The following is a 17,124-nucleotide window of genomic DNA, read 5'->3' on the forward strand; positions in this document are numbered from 1 at the left end:
TTCAGTACTCCCATTCGACGCGGCTGAACAGGTAACCCTTGCCCCACACGGTCTTGATTTTGCGCGCTTCGCCGGCGTTGTCGTCGAACCTGCGCCGCAGCTTGGAGATCGCCACGTCCACCGAGCGATCGGTGCCGTTGAACTCGATGCCCCGCAACTGTTGCAGGATGCGGTCGCGACTGAGCACTTCACCGGCGTTGCGCGCCAGCACCACCAGCAGGTTGTACTCACCGCTGGACAGCTCGACTGCCTCGCCGCGCCAATTCACCGTGCGCTCGGCCAGATTGAGAAGCAACCCGCCGACCTGGATCACGTCGCTTTCAAAGTGCGGTTCATTGATGCTGCTGCGGCGCAGCAAGGTGCGTACTCGGGCCAGTAGCACCCGCGGCTCGCAGGGTTTGCTGACATAATCGTCAGCGCCCATTTCCAGGCCCAGCACCTGGTCGTGGCTATCGTCGCGGGCAGTCAGCATGAGAATCGGCAGGCACTGTGATTCCTGGCGCAGCAGGCGACACACCTGCAAACCATCCAGGCCGGGCAGCATCAGGTCGAGGATGACCAGATCAGGCCGCTGCCGCCGGCATTCGTCCAGCACCTGATCCCCGCGAGCAATGACGGTGACGTGGAAATCGTTGCGCTGCAGGTAGCTGGCAATCAGTTCGGACAACGCGCTGTCGTCTTCAACCAGAAGAATGTTCGGCATAAGTAGCTTGGCTGAGGGAAGTAAGTAATGAGGATATAGATCCTACGCAGCCGCAGCCGTTTTCCTTACACTTTTTCACATACGCCCTACAGTGCTTCACAGCTTATTAGTGGCCAGGTGCTTTAGCATAGCGCCGGTCATTATCGGAAAGCTGCATATGTCTAACTATCCAATACTCCCCCTGCGCCATCTGGCGCCCTTGGCGCTGCTCGGTGTACTGCTCGCCGGCTGCGACAGCGCTGCCAAGCCAGACGACAAAGCGCCTCCGGCGCAGGTGCGGGTTGAGACCGTGCAGGCCCAGCCGCTGGCGATCACCAGCGAACTGAGCGGTCGCATCCTTGCACCGCGCACTGCCGAAGTGCGTGCACGGGTGGCTGGCGTGCTGCTCAAGCGGGTTTATCGCGAGGGCAGCGACGTCAAACAGGGTGATGTGTTGTTCCTGATCGACCCGGCGCCGTTCAAGGCAGACCTCGACAGCGCCCGCGCCACCCTGGCCCGCGCTGAGGCGACCCGCTACCAAGCGCGCCTGCAGGATCAACGCTACGGCGAGCTGGTGACCGACAAGGCCGTCAGCCGCCAGGAATACGACAACGCCCACGCCGCCTTGCTGCAAGCCGACGCCGAAGTTGCCCAGGCCAAAGCCGCGCTCGATCGGGCCCGGCTGAGCCTGGGTTATGCCACCGTCACCGCGCCGATTGCCGGGCGCATTGGCCGCGCGCTGGTCACCGAGGGCGCGCTGGTCGGCCAGAACGAAAGCACGCCGCTGGCGACGATCCAGCAATTGAACCCGATCCACGCCGATGTCACCCAGTCGACCCGCGAGCTGACCGCACTGCGCCGGGCGCTGCGGGCCGGTGAGCTAAGCCAGGTGGGCGAGGATCAAGCCAAGGCCACTCTGATTCAGGATGACGGCAGTGCCTATCCACTGCCGGGCAAGCTGCTGTTCTCGGACATCAGTGTCGACCCGAGCACCAACCAGATCACCCTGCGCAGCGAATTCCCCAACCCGGACCTCGACCTGCTGCCGGGCAGCTACGTGCGCGTGCGCCTGGAGCAGGCGGTACAACCCAGGGGCATCAGCGTGCCGCAGCGGGCTATCCTGCGTGACAGCGCAGGCGTGGCCAAGGTCATGCTGGTCGATCAGCAGGCTCAGGTCGTAGCCCGCGAAGTGGTCCTGGGCAATGCCCAGGGCGATCGCTGGATCGTCAATGAAGGCCTGCAACCTGGCGACCGCGTGGTAATCGAAGGCCTGCAACACATCAAGGCCGGCGATCAGGTGCAGGTTGACCCAACAGCTGACGCCAACCCCATCGTCCAGCACAACGGCCAGTGAGGGCCTGATTCATGCCGCAGTTTTTCATTGACCGGCCGATTTTCGCCTGGGTCGTAGCGCTGTTCATCCTGCTTGCGGGGGCGCTGAGCATTCCCAAGCTGCCGGTGGCGCAGTATCCCAACGTGGCGCCGCCACAGATCGAGATCTATGCCGTCTACCCGGGTGCTTCCGCTGCAACCATGGACGAGAGCGTGGTCAGCCTGATAGAGCAGGAGCTCAACGGCGCCGACAACCTGCTCTATTTCAACTCGCAAAGCAGCCTGGGCAGCGCCACCATCACCGCCACCTTCGAGCCGGGCACTCAGCCGGACCTGGCTCAGGTCGATGTGCAGAACCGCCTCAAGGTGGTCGAGTCGCGCTTGCCGCGGCCGGTCACCCAGCAAGGTTTGCAAGTCGAAAAAGTCTCGACCGGTTTCCTGTTGCTGGCCACCCTCACCTCCGAGGACGGCAGCCTCGATGAAACTGCCCTGAGCGATATCCTTGCGCGCAACGTGATGAACGAGATCCGTCGCCTCAAGGGTGTCGGCAAGGCGCAGCTGTACGGCTCGGAACGGGCCATGCGGATCTGGATTGACCCGGCCAAGCTGATCGGCTTCAACCTCACGCCCAACGACGTCTCGGTGGCCATCGCCGCGCAGAATGCTCAGGTGGCACCCGGCAGCATTGGCGATCTGCCAAGCAGGCCAACCCAGGAAATCACTGCCAACGTGGTGGTCAAGGGCCAATTGAGCACGCCGCAGGAATTCGCCGACATCGTCCTGCGAGCCAACCCTGACGGTTCCAGCGTGACCGTCGGCGATGTCGCCCGGGTCGAGATCGGCGCGCAGGACTATCAGTTCGGCACGCGCCTGAACGGCAAACCGTCGACGGCCTTCGCCGTGCAGCTGTCGCCCGGCGCCAACGCCATGCAGACCGCGACGCTGGTTCGCGAGAAGATGGAGCAACTGGCGCCGCTGTTCCCGGCCGGGGTCAAGTACGACATCCCGTATGACACCTCGCCATTCGTCAAGGTCTCGATCCAGCAGGTCATCACGACCTTGTTCGAGGCGATGCTGCTGGTATTTGCGGTGATGTTCCTGTTCCTGCAGAACATCCGCTACACGCTGATCCCGACCCTGGTGGTGCCGGTGGCGCTGATGGGCACCTTTGCCGTGATGATGGCGATGGGGTTCTCGATCAACGTGCTGACTTTGTTCGGCATGGTTCTGGCCATTGGCATCTTGGTCGACGACGCCATCGTGGTGGTGGAAAACGTCGAGCGGATCATGGCCGAGGAAGGTCTGCCGCCCAAGCAGGCAACGCGTAAGGCGATGGGCCAGATCAGCGGCGCAATTGTCGGCATCACCCTCGTGCTGGTCGCGGTGTTTCTGCCGATGGCCTTCATGCAAGGCTCGGTGGGGGTGATCTACCAGCAGTTCTCGGTGTCGATGGCGGTGTCGATCCTTTTCTCGGCCTTCCTTGCCCTGAGCTTGACCCCTGCCCTGTGCGCCACCCTGCTCAAGCCGGTAGCCAAAGGTGGCGAGCACGCCAGCAAGGGCTTCTTTGGCTGGTTCAATCGCCGTTTCGAGCGCATGAGCGATGGTTACCAGCGCTGGGTGGTCCACGCGCTCAAGCGCAGCGGTCGCTATCTGCTGCTGTATGGCGTGTTGCTGGTGGTACTGGGTTACGGATTCAGCCAGTTGCCGACGGCGTTTCTGCCGACCGAAGACCAGGGCTACACCATCACCGACATCCAACTGCCGCCGGGCGCCAGCCGCGCCCGCACCGAACAGGTGGCGGCGCAGATCGAAGCGCATAACAGCGGCGAGGCTGGGGTTGGCAATACCACGTTGATTCTTGGCTTCAGCTTCTCAGGCAGTGGGCAGAATGCGGCGTTGGCGTTTACCACGCTCAAGGACTGGTCCGAGCGCGGTGCTGCCGACAGCGCGCAAGCCATAGCGGACCGGGCCAATCAGGCGTTCAGCCAGATCAAGGACGCCGTGGCGTTCTCGGTGCTGCCGCCGCCCATCGACGGCCTCGGCGAGTCGACCGGCTTCGAGTTGCGCCTGCAGGACCGCGGCGGCCTTGGCCATGCGCAACTGATGGCCGCCCGTGACCAATTACTGGCGGAGGCAGGCAAGAGCAAGCTGCTGGTCAACGTGCGCGAATCGTCGCTGGCGGAAAGCCCGCAGATTCAGCTTGAAATCGACCGGCGTCAGGCCAACGCACTGGGCATCTCGTTCGCTGATATCGGTTCAGTGCTGGATACCGCAGTGGGCTCAAGCTACGTCAACGATTTCCCCAACCAGGGCCGCATGCAACGGGTAGTGGTCCAGGCCGAGGGCGATCAGCGCAGCCAGGTCGAGGACTTGCTGAAGATCCACGTGCGCAATGACAGCGGCAAGATGGTGCCACTGGCAGCATTCGTACAGGCCAAGTGGGTCACCGGGCCGGTGCAATTGACCCGCTATAACGGTTATCCGGCGGTTTCCATCAGCGGCGAGCCAGCGCCTGGTTACAGCTCAGGTGACGCCATGGACGAAATGCAGCGCCTGGTCGATCAATTGCCCGCCGGCACCGCGCTGGAGTGGACGGGGCTGTCGCTGCAGGAGCGCTTGTCCGGCAGCCAGGCACCGCTGTTGCTGGCCTTGTCACTGCTGATCGTGTTCCTGTGCCTGGCGGCGCTGTACGAGAGCTGGTCGATCCCGACTGCGGTGCTGCTGGTGGTACCGCTAGGCGTGCTCGGTGCAGTGCTGGCAGTGACGCTGCGCGGCATGCCCAATGACGTGTTCTTCAAGGTTGGTTTGATCACCTTGATTGGCTTGTCGGCGAAGAACGCGATTCTGATCATCGAGTTCGCCAAGAGCCTGGTCGATCAGGGCCATGATCCGGTTGATGCCGCGGTACAGGCGGCAAGGCTGCGGCTGCGGCCGATCGTGATGACGTCGCTGGCGTTCATTCTCGGCGTGGTGCCATTGGCGATTGCCAGCGGGGCCAGTTCGGCGAGCCAGCAAGCGATCGGTACCGGGGTGATTGGCGGCATGCTCAGCGCGACGCTGGCGGTGGTGTTTGTGCCGGTGTTCTTCGTGGTAGTGATGCGCTTGGCTGGGCGACGCAAGGCTGGCGTTGAGGCAAGCGAGCGCGGCTGACTGGACAAGCTGGGTGTGACATGGGAGGGTTTCTGGCTTGACTGCCAGGAGCCCTTTTTTATGTCTGCGCGATTGCCTGCCTGTTCTGTATTGATCCTTGCCGGTGGCCGGGGCGCGCGTATGGGTGGGCGCGATAAAGGGTTGCTGGAGTGGCGTGGGGAGCCGTTGGTGGCGCATGTGCAGCGGGTGGTGCGGGCGCTTAGCGATGATGTGGTGATTTCCTGTAACCGAAATCAAGAGCTGTACCGTGGCTATGCTGATCGGTTGGTGGCTGATGCCGAGGCGGATTATCCGGGGCCGTTGGCTGGGGTGATTGCGGGGTTGGCGATGGCTCGGCATGACTGGGTGGTTGTTTTGGGGTGTGATGCGCCGTTGATTGACCGTCGCTTGATCGAGGATTTGCTGGGGCTTGCGGTGGGGCAGGATTTGCCGGCGATGGTGCGTCAGGGGGGGTATTGGCAGCCGATGTTTGCGGTTTTGCCTCGGCGGGTGTTGCCCTTGTTGCGGCGGGCTTGGCTGGAGGGGGAACGGAGTTTGCAGCGGGCTTTGCTGGGGGTTGGGGGGTGCTGTGGGTTGGACTGTGCTGTGGGGGATCCCAGGTTGTCGAATTTCAATACTCCGGAGTTGCTTGGGCCATAATCTTTCTATTTTAGATTCCAGTTTATGTTTATGTTCTAAACTACTGATTTTTATGTGATTTTTTGTTTGAGAAAATGATTGCTAGTTAGCCTTTCGTGGAGGACAGCCAATGGTCGATTGCACTCGCGCAAAGAGCAGCAGCCGGCCAAAAGCGGCCTCTTGGATCGTGCACCTCTAACACGGCCCGTTGCGGCGATATTGCCTATGTTCGCTAGCGAACAGACTCATAAATACCTCCCACACTCGTCGGTGGAATGCTGCACGCCCCGGCGGCGCAACGCCCCCGCACACCTGGCCTGGCGTAGAACCGCCTTCATTCCGCATGCGGCTTGCCCTGCGCGGGTCGTGCGAAGGAATTCATGCAAAATATCCTGACTCGCACCCTGTCCAGCCTGTGGCGTTCACCGGCCATCTGGCTTCGGTGGAGTGCAGCGCGGCACAAGTTCGAATACGAGCCCATCCTGCGTTCCGAACTGTTCAATGCCCAGCAGATGGCAGATCACGACATCGTACTGGCCCGCCAACATGTGCTCGGGCGCCCTTCAAGCAAGGACGCCTTGCTGGGCCGCCTGACTGACAATCAACTGCTGCTGGAACGCAGCTGCGCAGCGCTCAAGATCGTGCAATTGTCCAGCCGACGCGCCACCCCTGCGGCCGAATGGCTGCTAGACAACTTCTGCCTCATAGCGAAAGCGAGGCGGTTATCAACTGCGGCTTAAGAGGCCGAGTGCTTCACCGGACAAGCGGAACCGCCTTACGAATCGACATTGGGCTTATCCAGAGTTGCAGCGAAGCTCATCCATTCATCGAACGCCTTCCGATGCTGGGCGCAGACATAGTCCCATCCAGCACCAGTAGTGCACCCGTAGGCCACCTGGCTCATCGTCGCAGAAGTTTGCATGTCCAGCTTCCGTAGCAGCTCATAAGCTTGAAACTGCCTCTCCCTGTCTAGCTTTGTCACTGTAATCACCGATGTCCAAGGCCAGCCGAATGGCACGCTTATTCGGTAGACCCTTGCAGTACCACTTAAGTCATTAGTCCTCCCGATTTAAACCGAAAGGCCTCAGAAGTGCGGTCAAGGAATCGTCCTGTCTGAAGATATCAAGCTGATCCAGCCAGCGCCGGTCGTGCGCGACGAATACGGAATGTTCCAGCACCCTCACCTGCTTGACTTCGAGGAGGGTGATTTCGACCGGTGAAAAGCCTGGTTCGCCGAGCAGGGTCTGGAGGTCGGCAAGGTCAGCCTGGTGTAAGCCAAGGAGGCCATTGCAGACCAGTATTTAGAAAGCCACGACCCGAACTGCAGTTACTGGGAGCCTGTACGACCTGACGGCGGAGGCTGGTTCTGCCTGGCCATTCTCGACAGCGACGACGGCCCTGTTTGCTGGTGGGCTCGCCGAGTGGTGACGCCATGACCCGCCTCGCCCTCTGCCTCCTGCCGCTGTCCACCGGCGCCAGCGCAACCGAGAACACCTCTTTGCTCAGCATTCACTGAGAGCCTGGCGCGCCTCCGGGGCGGATGGTTACAGTCGGGCGCAGCCGCCACTCTGTGCATCGGCATATTCAATCTGTACGTCAAGCAGCCGTCGGATCTACACAAACAGTGGGTGCCGGTGCTGAATGAAATGGGGATCAGACGTCGCCCCCCATACAACTGCCGCCATACCTATGCGACAATATGCTTAATGTCCGGCCTCAATCCCGCATTTATTGCCCAACAGCTGGGTCACAGCGTTCAAATGCTGCTGTCGACGTATGCCCGTTGGCTCAACTCAAGCTCCGATTGGAGCGAGCTGGAAAAACTCAAGATTGGTATCAAATCGGTATCAGCTGAAAAGCCAGCCCTGTAAGTGACTGATAGGTAAGCCCTTTGATCTCCACCGCTAACATCACCATGCAATTCGGCGCCAAGCCGCTGTTCGAAAACGTTTCGGTCAAATTCAACAACGGCAACCGCTACGGCCTGATCGGCGCCAACGGTTGCGGCAAGTCGACCTTCATGAAGATCCTCGGCGGTGACCTCGAGTCGTCCGGTGGCCAGGTGATGCTCGAGCCGAACACCCGTCTGGGCAAGCTGCGCCAGGACCAGTTCGCCTACGAAGACTTCACCGTGATCGACACGGTCATCATGGGCCATGAACAACTGTTCAAGGTCAAGGCCGAGCGTGACCGCATCTACTCGCTGCCGGAAATGAGCGAGGAAGACGGCATGGCCGTCGCCGAGCTGGAAACCGAGTTCGCCGAGATGGACGGCTACACCGCCGACTCGCGCGCCGGTGAGCTGCTGCTTGGCCTGGGTATCCCGCTGGAGCAGCACAACGGCCCGATGAGCGAAGTCGCACCGGGCTGGAAGCTGCGTGTATTGCTGGCCCAGGCGCTGTTCTCGGACCCGGACGTGCTGCTGCTCGACGAGCCGACCAACCACCTGGACATCAACACCATTCGCTGGCTTGAAACGGTCCTCACGGCGCGTAACAGCACCATGATCATCATTTCCCACGACCGGCACTTCCTCAACAGCGTCTGCACCCACATGGCTGACCTGGACTACGGTGAGCTGCGCCTGTTCCCTGGCAACTATGACGAGTACATGACTGCAGCGACGCAATCGCGCGAGCAGCTGCTGTCGGACAACGCCAAGAAGAAAGCCCAGATCGCCGAGCTGCAGACCTTCGTCAGCCGCTTCTCTGCCAACGCCTCGAAAGCCAAGCAGGCTACGTCGCGGGCCAAGCAGATCGACAAGATCCAGCTGGCCGAAGTCAAGCCATCGAGCCGGGTCAGCCCGTTCATCCGCTTTGAGCAGAACAAGAAGCTGCACCGTCAGGCCGTGACCATCGAGAAGATGGCCAAGGCGTTCGACAACAAGGTGCTGTTCAAGGACTTCAGCTTCACCGTCGAAGCCGGCGAACGCGTTGCCATCATCGGCCCCAACGGTATCGGCAAGACCACCTTGCTGCGTACCCTGGTCGGTGAACTGAAGCCAGACGCAGGTGCGGTGAAGTGGACCGACAGCGCCGAGGTGGGTTACTACGCGCAGGACCACGCCCACGACTTCGAAGATGACGTCAGCCTGTTCGACTGGATGGGTCAGTGGACCCAGGGCGAACAGATGATCCGTGGCACCCTGGGCCGGATGCTGTTCTCCAACGACGAGATCCTCAAGTCGGTCAAGGTCATCTCCGGTGGTGAGCAAGGCCGCATGCTGTTCGGCAAGCTGATTCTGCAAAAGCCCAACGTACTGGTGATGGACGAACCGACCAACCACCTGGATATGGAATCGATCGAAGCGCTCAACCTGGCGCTGGAAAACTACCCGGGTACGCTGTTGTTCGTCAGCCATGACCGTGAGTTCGTGTCGTCGCTGGCCACTCGCATCCTCGAGCTGACGCCAGAAGGCGTAGTCGACTTCAGCGGTACCTACGACGACTACCTGCGTAGCCAGGGCGTCGTGGTCTGATCTGTCGCTGACAGGTTGAACCCAGCGCGGGGCAAGCCTGCGCTCATGTGAACCGAGGCATTCGGTCATTTGGGCGCGTGCTTGCCCCGTCGCCGTTTACAGGTCCACGCCAATGCACGCCGTAGTACTGGCAATTCGTTAGCCTGCTTTCATTTCCCTCGCGCAACCGCCATGATGGGGCACGCCCCACCGCCCGCCAGCGAACGAGCCCATGACTGCACAAGTACCCTCCCCTGATCAACGCTTTGCCATCACCCGCCAGATTCTTGCGATCGTTTTCTACACCTTCATTACCTTTCTCTGCATCGGCCTGCCGATCGCGGTGCTGCCCGGCCACGTGCATGACCAACTCGGCTATGGCGCGGTAATCGCCGGGGTGACCATTGGCCTGCAATACCTGACCACGCTGCTCAGCCGCCCGTTTGCCGGGCGGGTGGCGGATAGCCTGGGCGGCAAGCGTGCAATTGGCTACGGGCTGTTGGCGATCATCGGTTGCGGAGTGCTGACGCTGTTCTCGGCCTGGACATTGGCTTGGCCGCAAGCAAGCCTGGCGCTGCTGCTCGGCGGCCGTGTGCTGCTCGGGCTGGCGCAAGGCCTGATCGGTGTAGCGACCTTGAGCTGGGGCATCGATCAGGTCGGTGCCGAGCACACCGCACGGGTGATCTCCTGGAACGGCATTGCCTCGTATGGTGCCATTGCGATAGGTGCACCCGTCGGCGTGCTGCTGGTGGATGGGCTTAACTTCAGCGTGCTCGGCCCGTTGCTGGTGATCCTCGCAGTGGTTGGCCTGTTCGCCCTGCGTCAACGACCCGATGTGGTGGTAGTGCGTGGCGAGCGTCTTGGCTTCTGGTCAGCTTTCGTGCGCGTGGCGCCGTGCGGCACGAGCCTGATGCTGGCGTCGATCGGCTACGGCACGCTGACCACCTTCGTCACCTTGTACTACCTCGAACGCGGCTGGACCGGCGCTGCGCTATGCCTGAGTGCGTTTGGTGTGTGCTTCATCATTTCGCGCTTGTTGTTCGTCAACGCGGTCAACCGCTTTGGCGGTTATGCGGTGGCGATAACCTGCATGGCGACCGAAGTGGTCGGCTTGACGTTGCTGTGGCTGGCCCCCTCACCGGGATTTGCTCTGCTTGGCGCTGGCCTGACCGGCTTTGGACTGTCGCTGGTGTACCCGGCGCTCGGCGTCGAAGCGATCAAACATGTGCCACCGAGCAGCCGTGGTGCGGGCCTGGGCGCCTATGCGGTGTTCTTCGATTTGGCGCTGGCCATTGCCGGCCCGGTAATGGGCGCGGTCGCCGTACATCTAGGCTACGCCTCGATCTTTTGCGTAACCGCCCTGCTGGCGCTATCAGGAGTAGGCCTGACGCTACTGCTGGCGCGGCGCAATCAGCGCGGCTGAGCGTTCTGCCGGTTCTGGTGCACCAAGCGCCTGGGTAAAGAAATCAGCCGTCTCACGCTGCAACGAGCGGTGGATCTGGCGCCGGTCGATACCGGCAGCGTCCTGGCAGAGCACCGGCATGCGTGCATGTTGCTCGTCATCGCAAGGCGCCATGAATACGAAATGCCCGGCGCCGGCCAGCAGGCGGTAATCGGGTGTCACCGGCAACTTGCGCGCCAGCGCATCGGCGTTGTGCTCCAGCGCGAGCAACTGGTCGTTGTCGCCACTGTACATCAGTACCGGCAGGTGGACGTTGCTCAGAGCATGCCGCCCGAACATCAGGCTAAGCGGCGCCATCAACACCACAGCGCCGACGCGCGGGTCGGCATGGGGCCCCAGCTCCGTGCGGTCGGCAATCAGCACACCGTGGGTTTTACAGGCATCGGCGTCGGTCGGTCGCTCCTGGCAATAGCGCTGCAGACGCTCCAGATCAGGCTGCGCACCGGACAGGATCAGCGCGGTCTCGCCGCCTGCCGAATAACCGATCACGCCGACCTTGCCGTCGCCCAGATAGGGGCTCAGCAACGCATCTGCCCGGGCGGCAGTGATCGCCGCGCTGACCTGCAGCGGGCGCCCGTACAGGTTGCTCAGGGTACCCAGCCGGCTCGGATCACGGGCATTGTCACCAGGGTGGGTCAAGGCGATGACCACAAAGCCCTGGCGGGCAAGGCCTGTAGCGAGGTCATGCAGCGCCAGTGGGCTCCCGGTATTGCCATGGGAAATTACCAGCAGCGGAAAATGCCCAAGCGCCACCGGCGCTTCCTCGGCAGCGCGCAGCTGATAGCCGTCGATACGCAGACTGTGGGTCGCGCCACTGGCAGGATAGAAAGCCAAGGCGTGCATGGGCCGCGCATCCACCGGATCGTTCAGTTGCAGAGGGTGCAAGCCGGCGACCCAAGGCGCGGCATTGGCGTGGCCGATCAGGCTGGTGAACACTACCAGCGCAGCAATCGTTCGTGAGAGGTAGGTCACCGGCGTCTCCCCCGCAGATGGGCGGATGACATCAGCTTAAGGCCCTATGGCTCAGGGCAGATGAAAACTGGATGAAACACACAGCGATTGCGGGCAGATGTAAGCCAAATTCGCCGCCACCTGCCCGCTTCTAGCTGCTTGAACCGTGATCAGGCGGCTGCGAACAGCTCGCCGGCGATCTGCGCCTGGGCAGCGTCGATGGCTGCAGTGCGCTGCTCTGGGCCATAAGCCAGACCGTGAGCGCGGACGATTTCCAGATCGGTGACACCGATAAAGCCCAGGAACACCTTGAGGAAATCTTCATGACCAGCGCCAGTGGCCTGGCCGGCGTGCAGGCCGCCAGCAGTCGACACCAAGATCACCTTTTTGTTGCCGCACAGGCCTTCTGGGCCGGCCTCGGTGTAGCGGAAAGTCTTGCCGGCTACCGCAACACGATCGATCCAGGCCTTGAGCTGGGTCGGCACGCTGAAGTTGTACATCGGCGCACCGATCACTACCGCGTCGGCAGCGAGGAATTCGGCCAGGGTTTCCTGGCTCAGCTTGGCCTCGAACGCCAGGGCTGCATCACGCGCTTCTTCAGCGGTGCCTGCAGCCAGCAGGGTGGCAGCCGAGAAATGGCTGATGGCGTCGGCAGCGAGGTCGAGGTACACCACTTCGATGCTGGCGTCGGCAGCCTGCCAGGCCTGGACCACTTCGCGGCTGAGCTGGCGGGAAGCGGAATTGTCGCCGAGGATGCTCGAATCGATGTGCAACAGTTTCATGGGGACTCTCCAGGATTGGCGACCGCGATAGGGGCGATCTCGATGGAGAGAATCCTACAGAGCTATCGAATAGATGATTAGTCGCTGAGAATGCACTAGATTGTCCCATTGGTAGAACAATGGGCTACGTGAATGCAAGATCTTAACGACCTGTTTTATTTCGCCAGGGTGGTCGAAGCCGGTGGCTTCGCCGCCGCCGGGCGCCAGCTGGGGATACCCAAGTCACGCCTGTCGCGGCGCATCGCCGAGCTGGAAGAGCGCCTCGGCACGCGCCTGCTGCAACGCACCACCCGCCAGCTGAAGCTGACGGCGATCGGCGAACGTTATCTGCAGCACTGCCAGGCCATGCTGCTCGAGGCGCAGATGGCCGACGAAGCGGTCGCGAGCATGACCAGCGAACCGCGCGGGCGGCTACGGGTGTCGTGCCCGGTAGCGTTGGCTCATACGTTCCTGCCGGAGGTGATCAATCGCTTTCTGCTGGCATACCCGCTGGTGCAGCTCGACATGGTCCTGCTCAATCGGCGCGTGGACCTGATTGGCGAGGGCATCGACGTCGCCATGCGGGTACGCGATCTGGGCGATGAAGACCCTGCCCTGGCTACCCGGCGTCTGCGTCAGGCACAGATGCATCTGGTGGCCGCCCCAGGCTTCGCCGAAGGCCTGACCGAGCCGGCGCAGCTGGCGACGCTGCCGGTCCTCGGCGCGACCGAAGCGGACCGGCTGGTGCACATCCGCCTCCTCGGGCCCAATGGCCGTGAGCAGGAGCTGGCACTGGAGCCGCGCCTGGCGATTGATGACTTCATCCTGCGCAAGGCTGCGGTGCTCGCCGGGTTGGGCTTCACACTCCTGCCAAGCCTGTACTGTGAAGAAGAGCTGGAGCGTGGCGAGCTGGTCAGGCTGCTCCCGGAATGGTCGCTGCCTGGCGCTTGGCTGCAGGCAGTTTACCCGCACCGGCGCGGCATGCTGCCAGCGGTGCGTGTGTGGATTGATCATCTGGCAGCAGCCTTTGAGGCCTGTGGAGAGCGGTATGTCTGAAGCAAGCATGAACCCCGAACAAGCAGCAACCTTCTGCCTGGGTTTACCGGGCGCGCGCGAAGATTACAAATGGGGCGGTATCCGGGTGTTTTCGGTGGCCGGCAACAAGATGTTCGCGGTGCTTGATCTGGCCGGTGCCGGGCTGTCGTTCAAGGTCGCCGATGAGCTGTTTCTCGGCTACGTCGACCGTCCGGGGGTGAAGCCTGCGCCCTATCTGGCACGTGCCCGCTGGATCAGCGTGGCAGCGCCCTATGCGATGGGGCGCGAGGAGCTGGCTGACTTGCTGCAGCGCTCGCACCAGCTGGTGGTGCGCAAACTGCCAAAACGGCTGCAAGCGGGTTTGTTGCTTTGAGCGGCAACGCTGCCGCTTATATAGGCAGCAGCGCCAGCCAGCGCCCACCCAGCAGCACCTGATCCAGCCAGAACAGCTGGTGCAGCGCAACGATGGCCCAGAACGTCAGCTGAAACGACAACTTGCGCGTCTTATGCCGAAAAAGCTGCTGCGCCAGCAACGCTCCGGGCCAGCCGCCCAGCAGCTCGCTGGCATGCAGGACCTTTTCTGGCGTGCGCCAGGCCTGGTTGCGAGCCTGTTGTTTATCCTGCCAATACAGCAACAGGCTGATCAGGCTCACACACGGATACAGCGCCAAGGGCAGCCATGAATGCCCGCTCCAGGCCATCTGCGCCGCGCCGAGCCCCGGCAGCAAACACAACCCAGCCAATGCCAGCAGCTTCAAGCGCAGGTTGCGCACGCCCTCGCCCTGGGCGTGGCCGCGCGGGCGTGAGGTTGCCGGTTGCGGGCGGGCCATATCAGCCTTGCGCCGTTGCCCAGTCGATCAGGCCAAACTGCCAGGTCGCCAGGATCAGCAGGCCGAACACGATGCGGTACCAGGCAAACAACGCATAACTGTGGTTGGCGATGAACTTGAGCAGCGCACGCACGGCAATCATGGCGAAGATGAACGACACCACAAAGCCAATGGCAAACACCGGCAAGTCGGCGGGCTGGAACAGGTCGCGGTACTTGTAACCGGAGTACACCGCAGCGCCGACCATGGTTGGCATGGCCAGGAAGAACGAGAACTCGGTAGCTGCCTTGCGCGACAGGCCAAACAGCAGGCCGCCAATGATGGTCGAACCAGAGCGCGAAGTGCCGGGGATCATCGCCAGGCACTGCACCAGGCCGATTTTCAAGGCGTGGGTCCAGTTCATCTGGTCGACGTGCTCGACTTCGATGCGGTGGTCGCGGCGCTCGGCCCAGAGCATGATCACCCCGCCGACGACCAAGGCCGCAGCCACGGTGATCGGGTTGAACAGGTGATGGTGGATGAAATCGGCGAACAGCACCCCAAGCACCACTGCCGGCATGAACGCTACCAGCAGGTTGACGGTAAAGTGCCGTGCGCTCGGCTCACTGCGCAGCCCCAGCACCACCTCGATGATCTTGCGGCGAAACTCCCACACCACCGCCAGGATTGCACCGAGCTGGATGATGATGTTGAAGGCCATCGCCCGCTCGCCACCAAAGTCGATCAGATCGGCGACAATGATCTGGTGGCCGGTACTGGAAATCGGCAGAAACTCGGTCAGTCCCTCGACGATGCCTAAGATGATTGCCTGAAAGGCACTCCAAAAATCCATTGTTCCCCCGCTGTGGCACTGCTGACTGCAGCGCCGTTGTTCTTGATTTACTGATAGTGGCCGCGTCGCGGCCCGGCAGTTTTACAGCGACTGTTGGTCGCTACGCCAGTCGAAAAGTTCGAGATGCCTAAAGGTTTCATCTTGAGCGGCCGAGATGCTAACAGACGAGCCTGTTTTAGGCTTGCCTGGATCCACCATGAAATGCCGCGCCAGGCACTTGGCCTTTGGTCGAGTACGGTTCGCAGGCCATGCATGCTTGGATGCCCCTGAATAACAAGAACAATCCGGGAGTGCCCTGTTATGAAGACCTTGAGGTCGATGTCGATCAGCCGTCGCTTGTGGCTGATCCTGCTGGTGGCAGTGGCAATGCTGGTGGTGCTGGGCCTGGTGATGCTGCGCCAGATCCATGGTGACCTGTATCGGGCCAAGGCTGAAAAGACCGAACACGTGGTACAGACCGCAGCCGGGGTGCTGGCCTACTACCAAGGGCTTGAGTCCGCAGGCACGCTCAGCCGTGACGCCGCGCAGCAACAGGCGCTGCAAGTGGTGCGCGGCCTGCGTTACGACGTGCAGGACTATTTCTGGATCAACGACCTCGGCCCGCGGATGATCATGCACCCGGTCAACCCCAAGCTCGATGGCCAGGACCTGTCGGCCATTCGCGACCCGGACGGGTTTGCCCTGTTCAACGAGATGGTCACCGTGGCTCGCAGTCAGGGCGCCGGGCAGATCGACTATCGCTGGCCCAAACCCGGCGCCAGCGAGCCGGTGGCGAAAACCTCCTATATCCAGCTGTTCAAGCCGTGGAGCTGGATCATCGGCTCCGGCGTCTATGTCGATGACGTGCAAGCCGAGTTCGCCCGCCAGGTACGCGATGCCTGCCTGATCGGCCTGGGCATCGCCTTGCTGATGGCGCTGCTGGTGATGCTCATCGCGCGCAGCATTGCCCGTCCGTTGCAGCAGGCCGTGCAGGCGATGGGCACCATTGCCAGCGGCGAAAGCGACCTGACCCAGCGCCTGGATACCCATGGCAAGGATGAAGTCACCTACCTGGGCGAGCACTTCAACCGTTTCAACGGCAAGTTGCAGGGGGTGATTGGCCAATTGCAGGGTGCCGCCCATGCCCTTGCCCAGTCTGCCGGCCAGGTCGGCGACAACGCCGGGCAAGCGCAACTGCGCAGCACTCAGCAATCGCTGCAGATGGACCAGGTGGCCACCGCAGTCAACGAAGTCACCTATGCCGTGCAGGATGTGGCCAAGAATGCCGAACAGGCCGCCAGCGAAATGCGCGCCGCGCAAGCGCAGGTCAGCCATGGCCAGCAGGCGATCCACGGTAGTCTGGCGCAGATCGACCGCCTTTCGCTGACCATCGACGAGGCCGTTCAGGTGATTCGCCAACTGGCCGGGCACAGCACCAAAATCGGCGGTGTACTGGAGGTGATCCGCTCAATTGCCGAGCAGACCAACCTGCTGGCCCTCAACGCGGCAATCGAAGCAGCGCGGGCCGGCGAGCAAGGCCGCGGCTTTGCCGTCGTGGCGGATGAAGTGCGCTTGCTGGCGCAACGTTCGGCGCAGTCGACCGCTGAAATCCAGACCATGATCGAGCATCTGCAAGGCCAGTCCGAGGCTGCGGTGAAAGCCATCGATACCTCCAGCGAGGCCTCGCGCCAGACTGTCGCGCAGGCCCGCGAAGCCGGTTCCAGCCTGGATGCGATCAGCCAGGTGCTGAACAACCTGACTGCGCTCAACGCCTCGATTGCCAGTGCCACCCTGCAGCAATCGCACGTGGTCGAGGAGATCAACCGCAATGTCACCGACACTGCCGGGCTGTCGCTGGAAACCGCCGAGGCGGCCCGCCAGTCAAGCGCTGCCGGCCTCGCCCTGGGCCAGTTGAGCGAAGAACTGGAACAACTGCTGCGCCAGTTCCGGGTCTGACCGCTGGAGCCACTGGATCAGCTCTTGTCAACTGATCCAGTGGCATTACGCAGACAGCTACACCTGCCCCGCCCCACAG

The 17,124-nt window shown here is 62.1% G+C and carries 14 protein-coding genes and 3 pseudogenes; 12 read left to right on the forward strand and 5 right to left on the reverse strand.

Features of this window, described 5'->3' with window-relative positions:
• Position 1 precedes the first annotated feature (1 nt).
• Positions 2-703, reverse strand: a complete 702-nt coding sequence (locus tag HU736_RS05070) for a response regulator (RefSeq protein WP_186697955.1) — start codon at positions 701-703, stop codon at positions 2-4.
• Between the two features lie 157 nt (positions 704-860).
• Between HU736_RS05070 and HU736_RS05075 the strand changes: the two genes are divergently transcribed.
• The 8 genes and pseudogenes from HU736_RS05075 to HU736_RS05105 all read left to right on the forward strand — a co-directional run bounded on the left by HU736_RS05075 (position 861) and on the right by HU736_RS05105 (position 10,662).
• Positions 861-2,036, forward strand: coding sequence for an efflux RND transporter periplasmic adaptor subunit (locus HU736_RS05075; protein ID WP_103437401.1), 1,176 nt, complete (start codon positions 861-863; stop codon positions 2,034-2,036).
• Positions 2,037-2,047: 11 nt separating this feature from the next.
• Positions 2,048-5,164, forward strand: coding sequence for a multidrug efflux RND transporter permease subunit (locus HU736_RS05080; RefSeq protein ID WP_186697952.1), 3,117 nt, complete (start codon positions 2,048-2,050; stop codon positions 5,162-5,164).
• Positions 5,165-5,224: 60 nt separating this feature from the next.
• Positions 5,225-5,803 carry a molybdenum cofactor guanylyltransferase MobA gene (mobA, locus tag HU736_RS05085; protein WP_186697950.1) on the forward strand — a complete coding sequence of 193 codons (579 nt, stop codon included), beginning with the start codon at positions 5,225-5,227 and terminating at the stop codon, positions 5,801-5,803.
• 359 nt (positions 5,804-6,162) lie between these two features.
• The gene (locus HU736_RS05090; protein WP_103437403.1) at positions 6,163-6,522 is read left to right on the forward strand and encodes a hypothetical protein; all 360 of its coding nucleotides are present in this window, start codon (positions 6,163-6,165) and stop codon (positions 6,520-6,522) included.
• A 369-nt stretch (positions 6,523-6,891) separates the two neighbouring features.
• Positions 6,892-7,218: pseudogene (locus HU736_RS21760) on the forward strand (hypothetical protein).
• 156 nt (positions 7,219-7,374) lie between these two features.
• Positions 7,375-7,653: pseudogene (locus HU736_RS05095) on the forward strand (site-specific integrase); the annotation flags it as partial.
• A gap of 20 nt (positions 7,654-7,673) precedes the next feature.
• On the forward strand, positions 7,674-9,260 hold the full coding sequence (locus HU736_RS05100) for an ABC-F family ATPase (RefSeq protein WP_103437467.1): 1,587 nt from the start codon (positions 7,674-7,676) through the stop codon (positions 9,258-9,260).
• Positions 9,261-9,471: 211 nt separating this feature from the next.
• Positions 9,472-10,662, forward strand: coding sequence for an MFS transporter (locus tag HU736_RS05105; protein WP_186697948.1), 1,191 nt, complete (start codon positions 9,472-9,474; stop codon positions 10,660-10,662).
• On the opposite strand, the gene HU736_RS05110 is transcribed toward HU736_RS05105, so the two are convergent.
• Entirely contained in the window at positions 10,630-11,673 is a 1,044-nt protein-coding gene (locus HU736_RS05110; RefSeq protein WP_367615281.1) for an alpha/beta hydrolase family protein, read from the reverse strand. The genes HU736_RS05105 and HU736_RS05110 overlap by 33 nt on opposite strands.
• A gap of 149 nt (positions 11,674-11,822) precedes the next feature.
• A complete protein-coding gene (locus tag HU736_RS05115) occupies positions 11,823-12,434 on the reverse strand; it encodes an FMN-dependent NADH-azoreductase (RefSeq protein ID WP_186697946.1) in 612 nt (203 codons plus the stop codon).
• Between the two features lie 132 nt (positions 12,435-12,566).
• Here HU736_RS05115 and HU736_RS05120 point away from each other — a divergent pair, with 132 nt between their 5' ends.
• Both HU736_RS05120 and HU736_RS05125 read left to right on the forward strand, forming a co-directional pair.
• Positions 12,567-13,469 (forward strand): LysR substrate-binding domain-containing protein, encoded by a 903-nt coding sequence (locus HU736_RS05120; protein WP_101319665.1) that lies wholly within the window; start codon positions 12,567-12,569, stop codon positions 13,467-13,469.
• A complete protein-coding gene (locus HU736_RS05125) occupies positions 13,462-13,821 on the forward strand; it encodes an MmcQ/YjbR family DNA-binding protein (protein WP_371411578.1) in 360 nt (119 codons plus the stop codon). Before HU736_RS05120 ends, HU736_RS05125 begins: the two co-directional genes overlap by 8 nt.
• Positions 13,822-13,837: 16 nt before the next feature.
• On the opposite strand, the gene HU736_RS05130 is transcribed toward HU736_RS05125, so the two are convergent.
• Together HU736_RS05130 and HU736_RS05135 are read right to left on the reverse strand one after the other, a co-directional pair.
• On the reverse strand, positions 13,838-14,278 hold the full coding sequence (locus tag HU736_RS05130) for a DUF1294 domain-containing protein (RefSeq protein ID WP_103437470.1): 441 nt from the start codon (positions 14,276-14,278) through the stop codon (positions 13,838-13,840).
• 1 nt (position 14,279) lies between these two features.
• The gene (locus HU736_RS05135) at positions 14,280-15,110 is read right to left on the reverse strand and encodes an undecaprenyl-diphosphate phosphatase (RefSeq protein ID WP_103437471.1); all 831 of its coding nucleotides are present in this window, start codon (positions 15,108-15,110) and stop codon (positions 14,280-14,282) included.
• Positions 15,111-15,500: 390 nt separating this feature from the next.
• Here HU736_RS05135 and HU736_RS22135 point away from each other — a divergent pair.
• Together HU736_RS22135 and HU736_RS22140 are read left to right on the forward strand one after the other, a co-directional pair.
• Positions 15,501-16,172 (forward strand): annotated as a pseudogene (locus HU736_RS22135) (cache domain-containing protein); the annotation flags it as partial.
• A gap of 138 nt (positions 16,173-16,310) precedes the next feature.
• Positions 16,311-17,045, forward strand: a complete 735-nt coding sequence (locus tag HU736_RS22140; RefSeq protein WP_371411612.1) for a methyl-accepting chemotaxis protein — start codon at positions 16,311-16,313, stop codon at positions 17,043-17,045.
• Positions 17,046-17,124 lie beyond the last annotated feature (79 nt).

Origin of the sequence: Pseudomonas shirazensis, from assembly GCF_014268785.2 — a bacterium.
Lineage (GTDB): Bacteria > Pseudomonadota > Gammaproteobacteria > Pseudomonadales > Pseudomonadaceae > Aquipseudomonas > Aquipseudomonas shirazensis.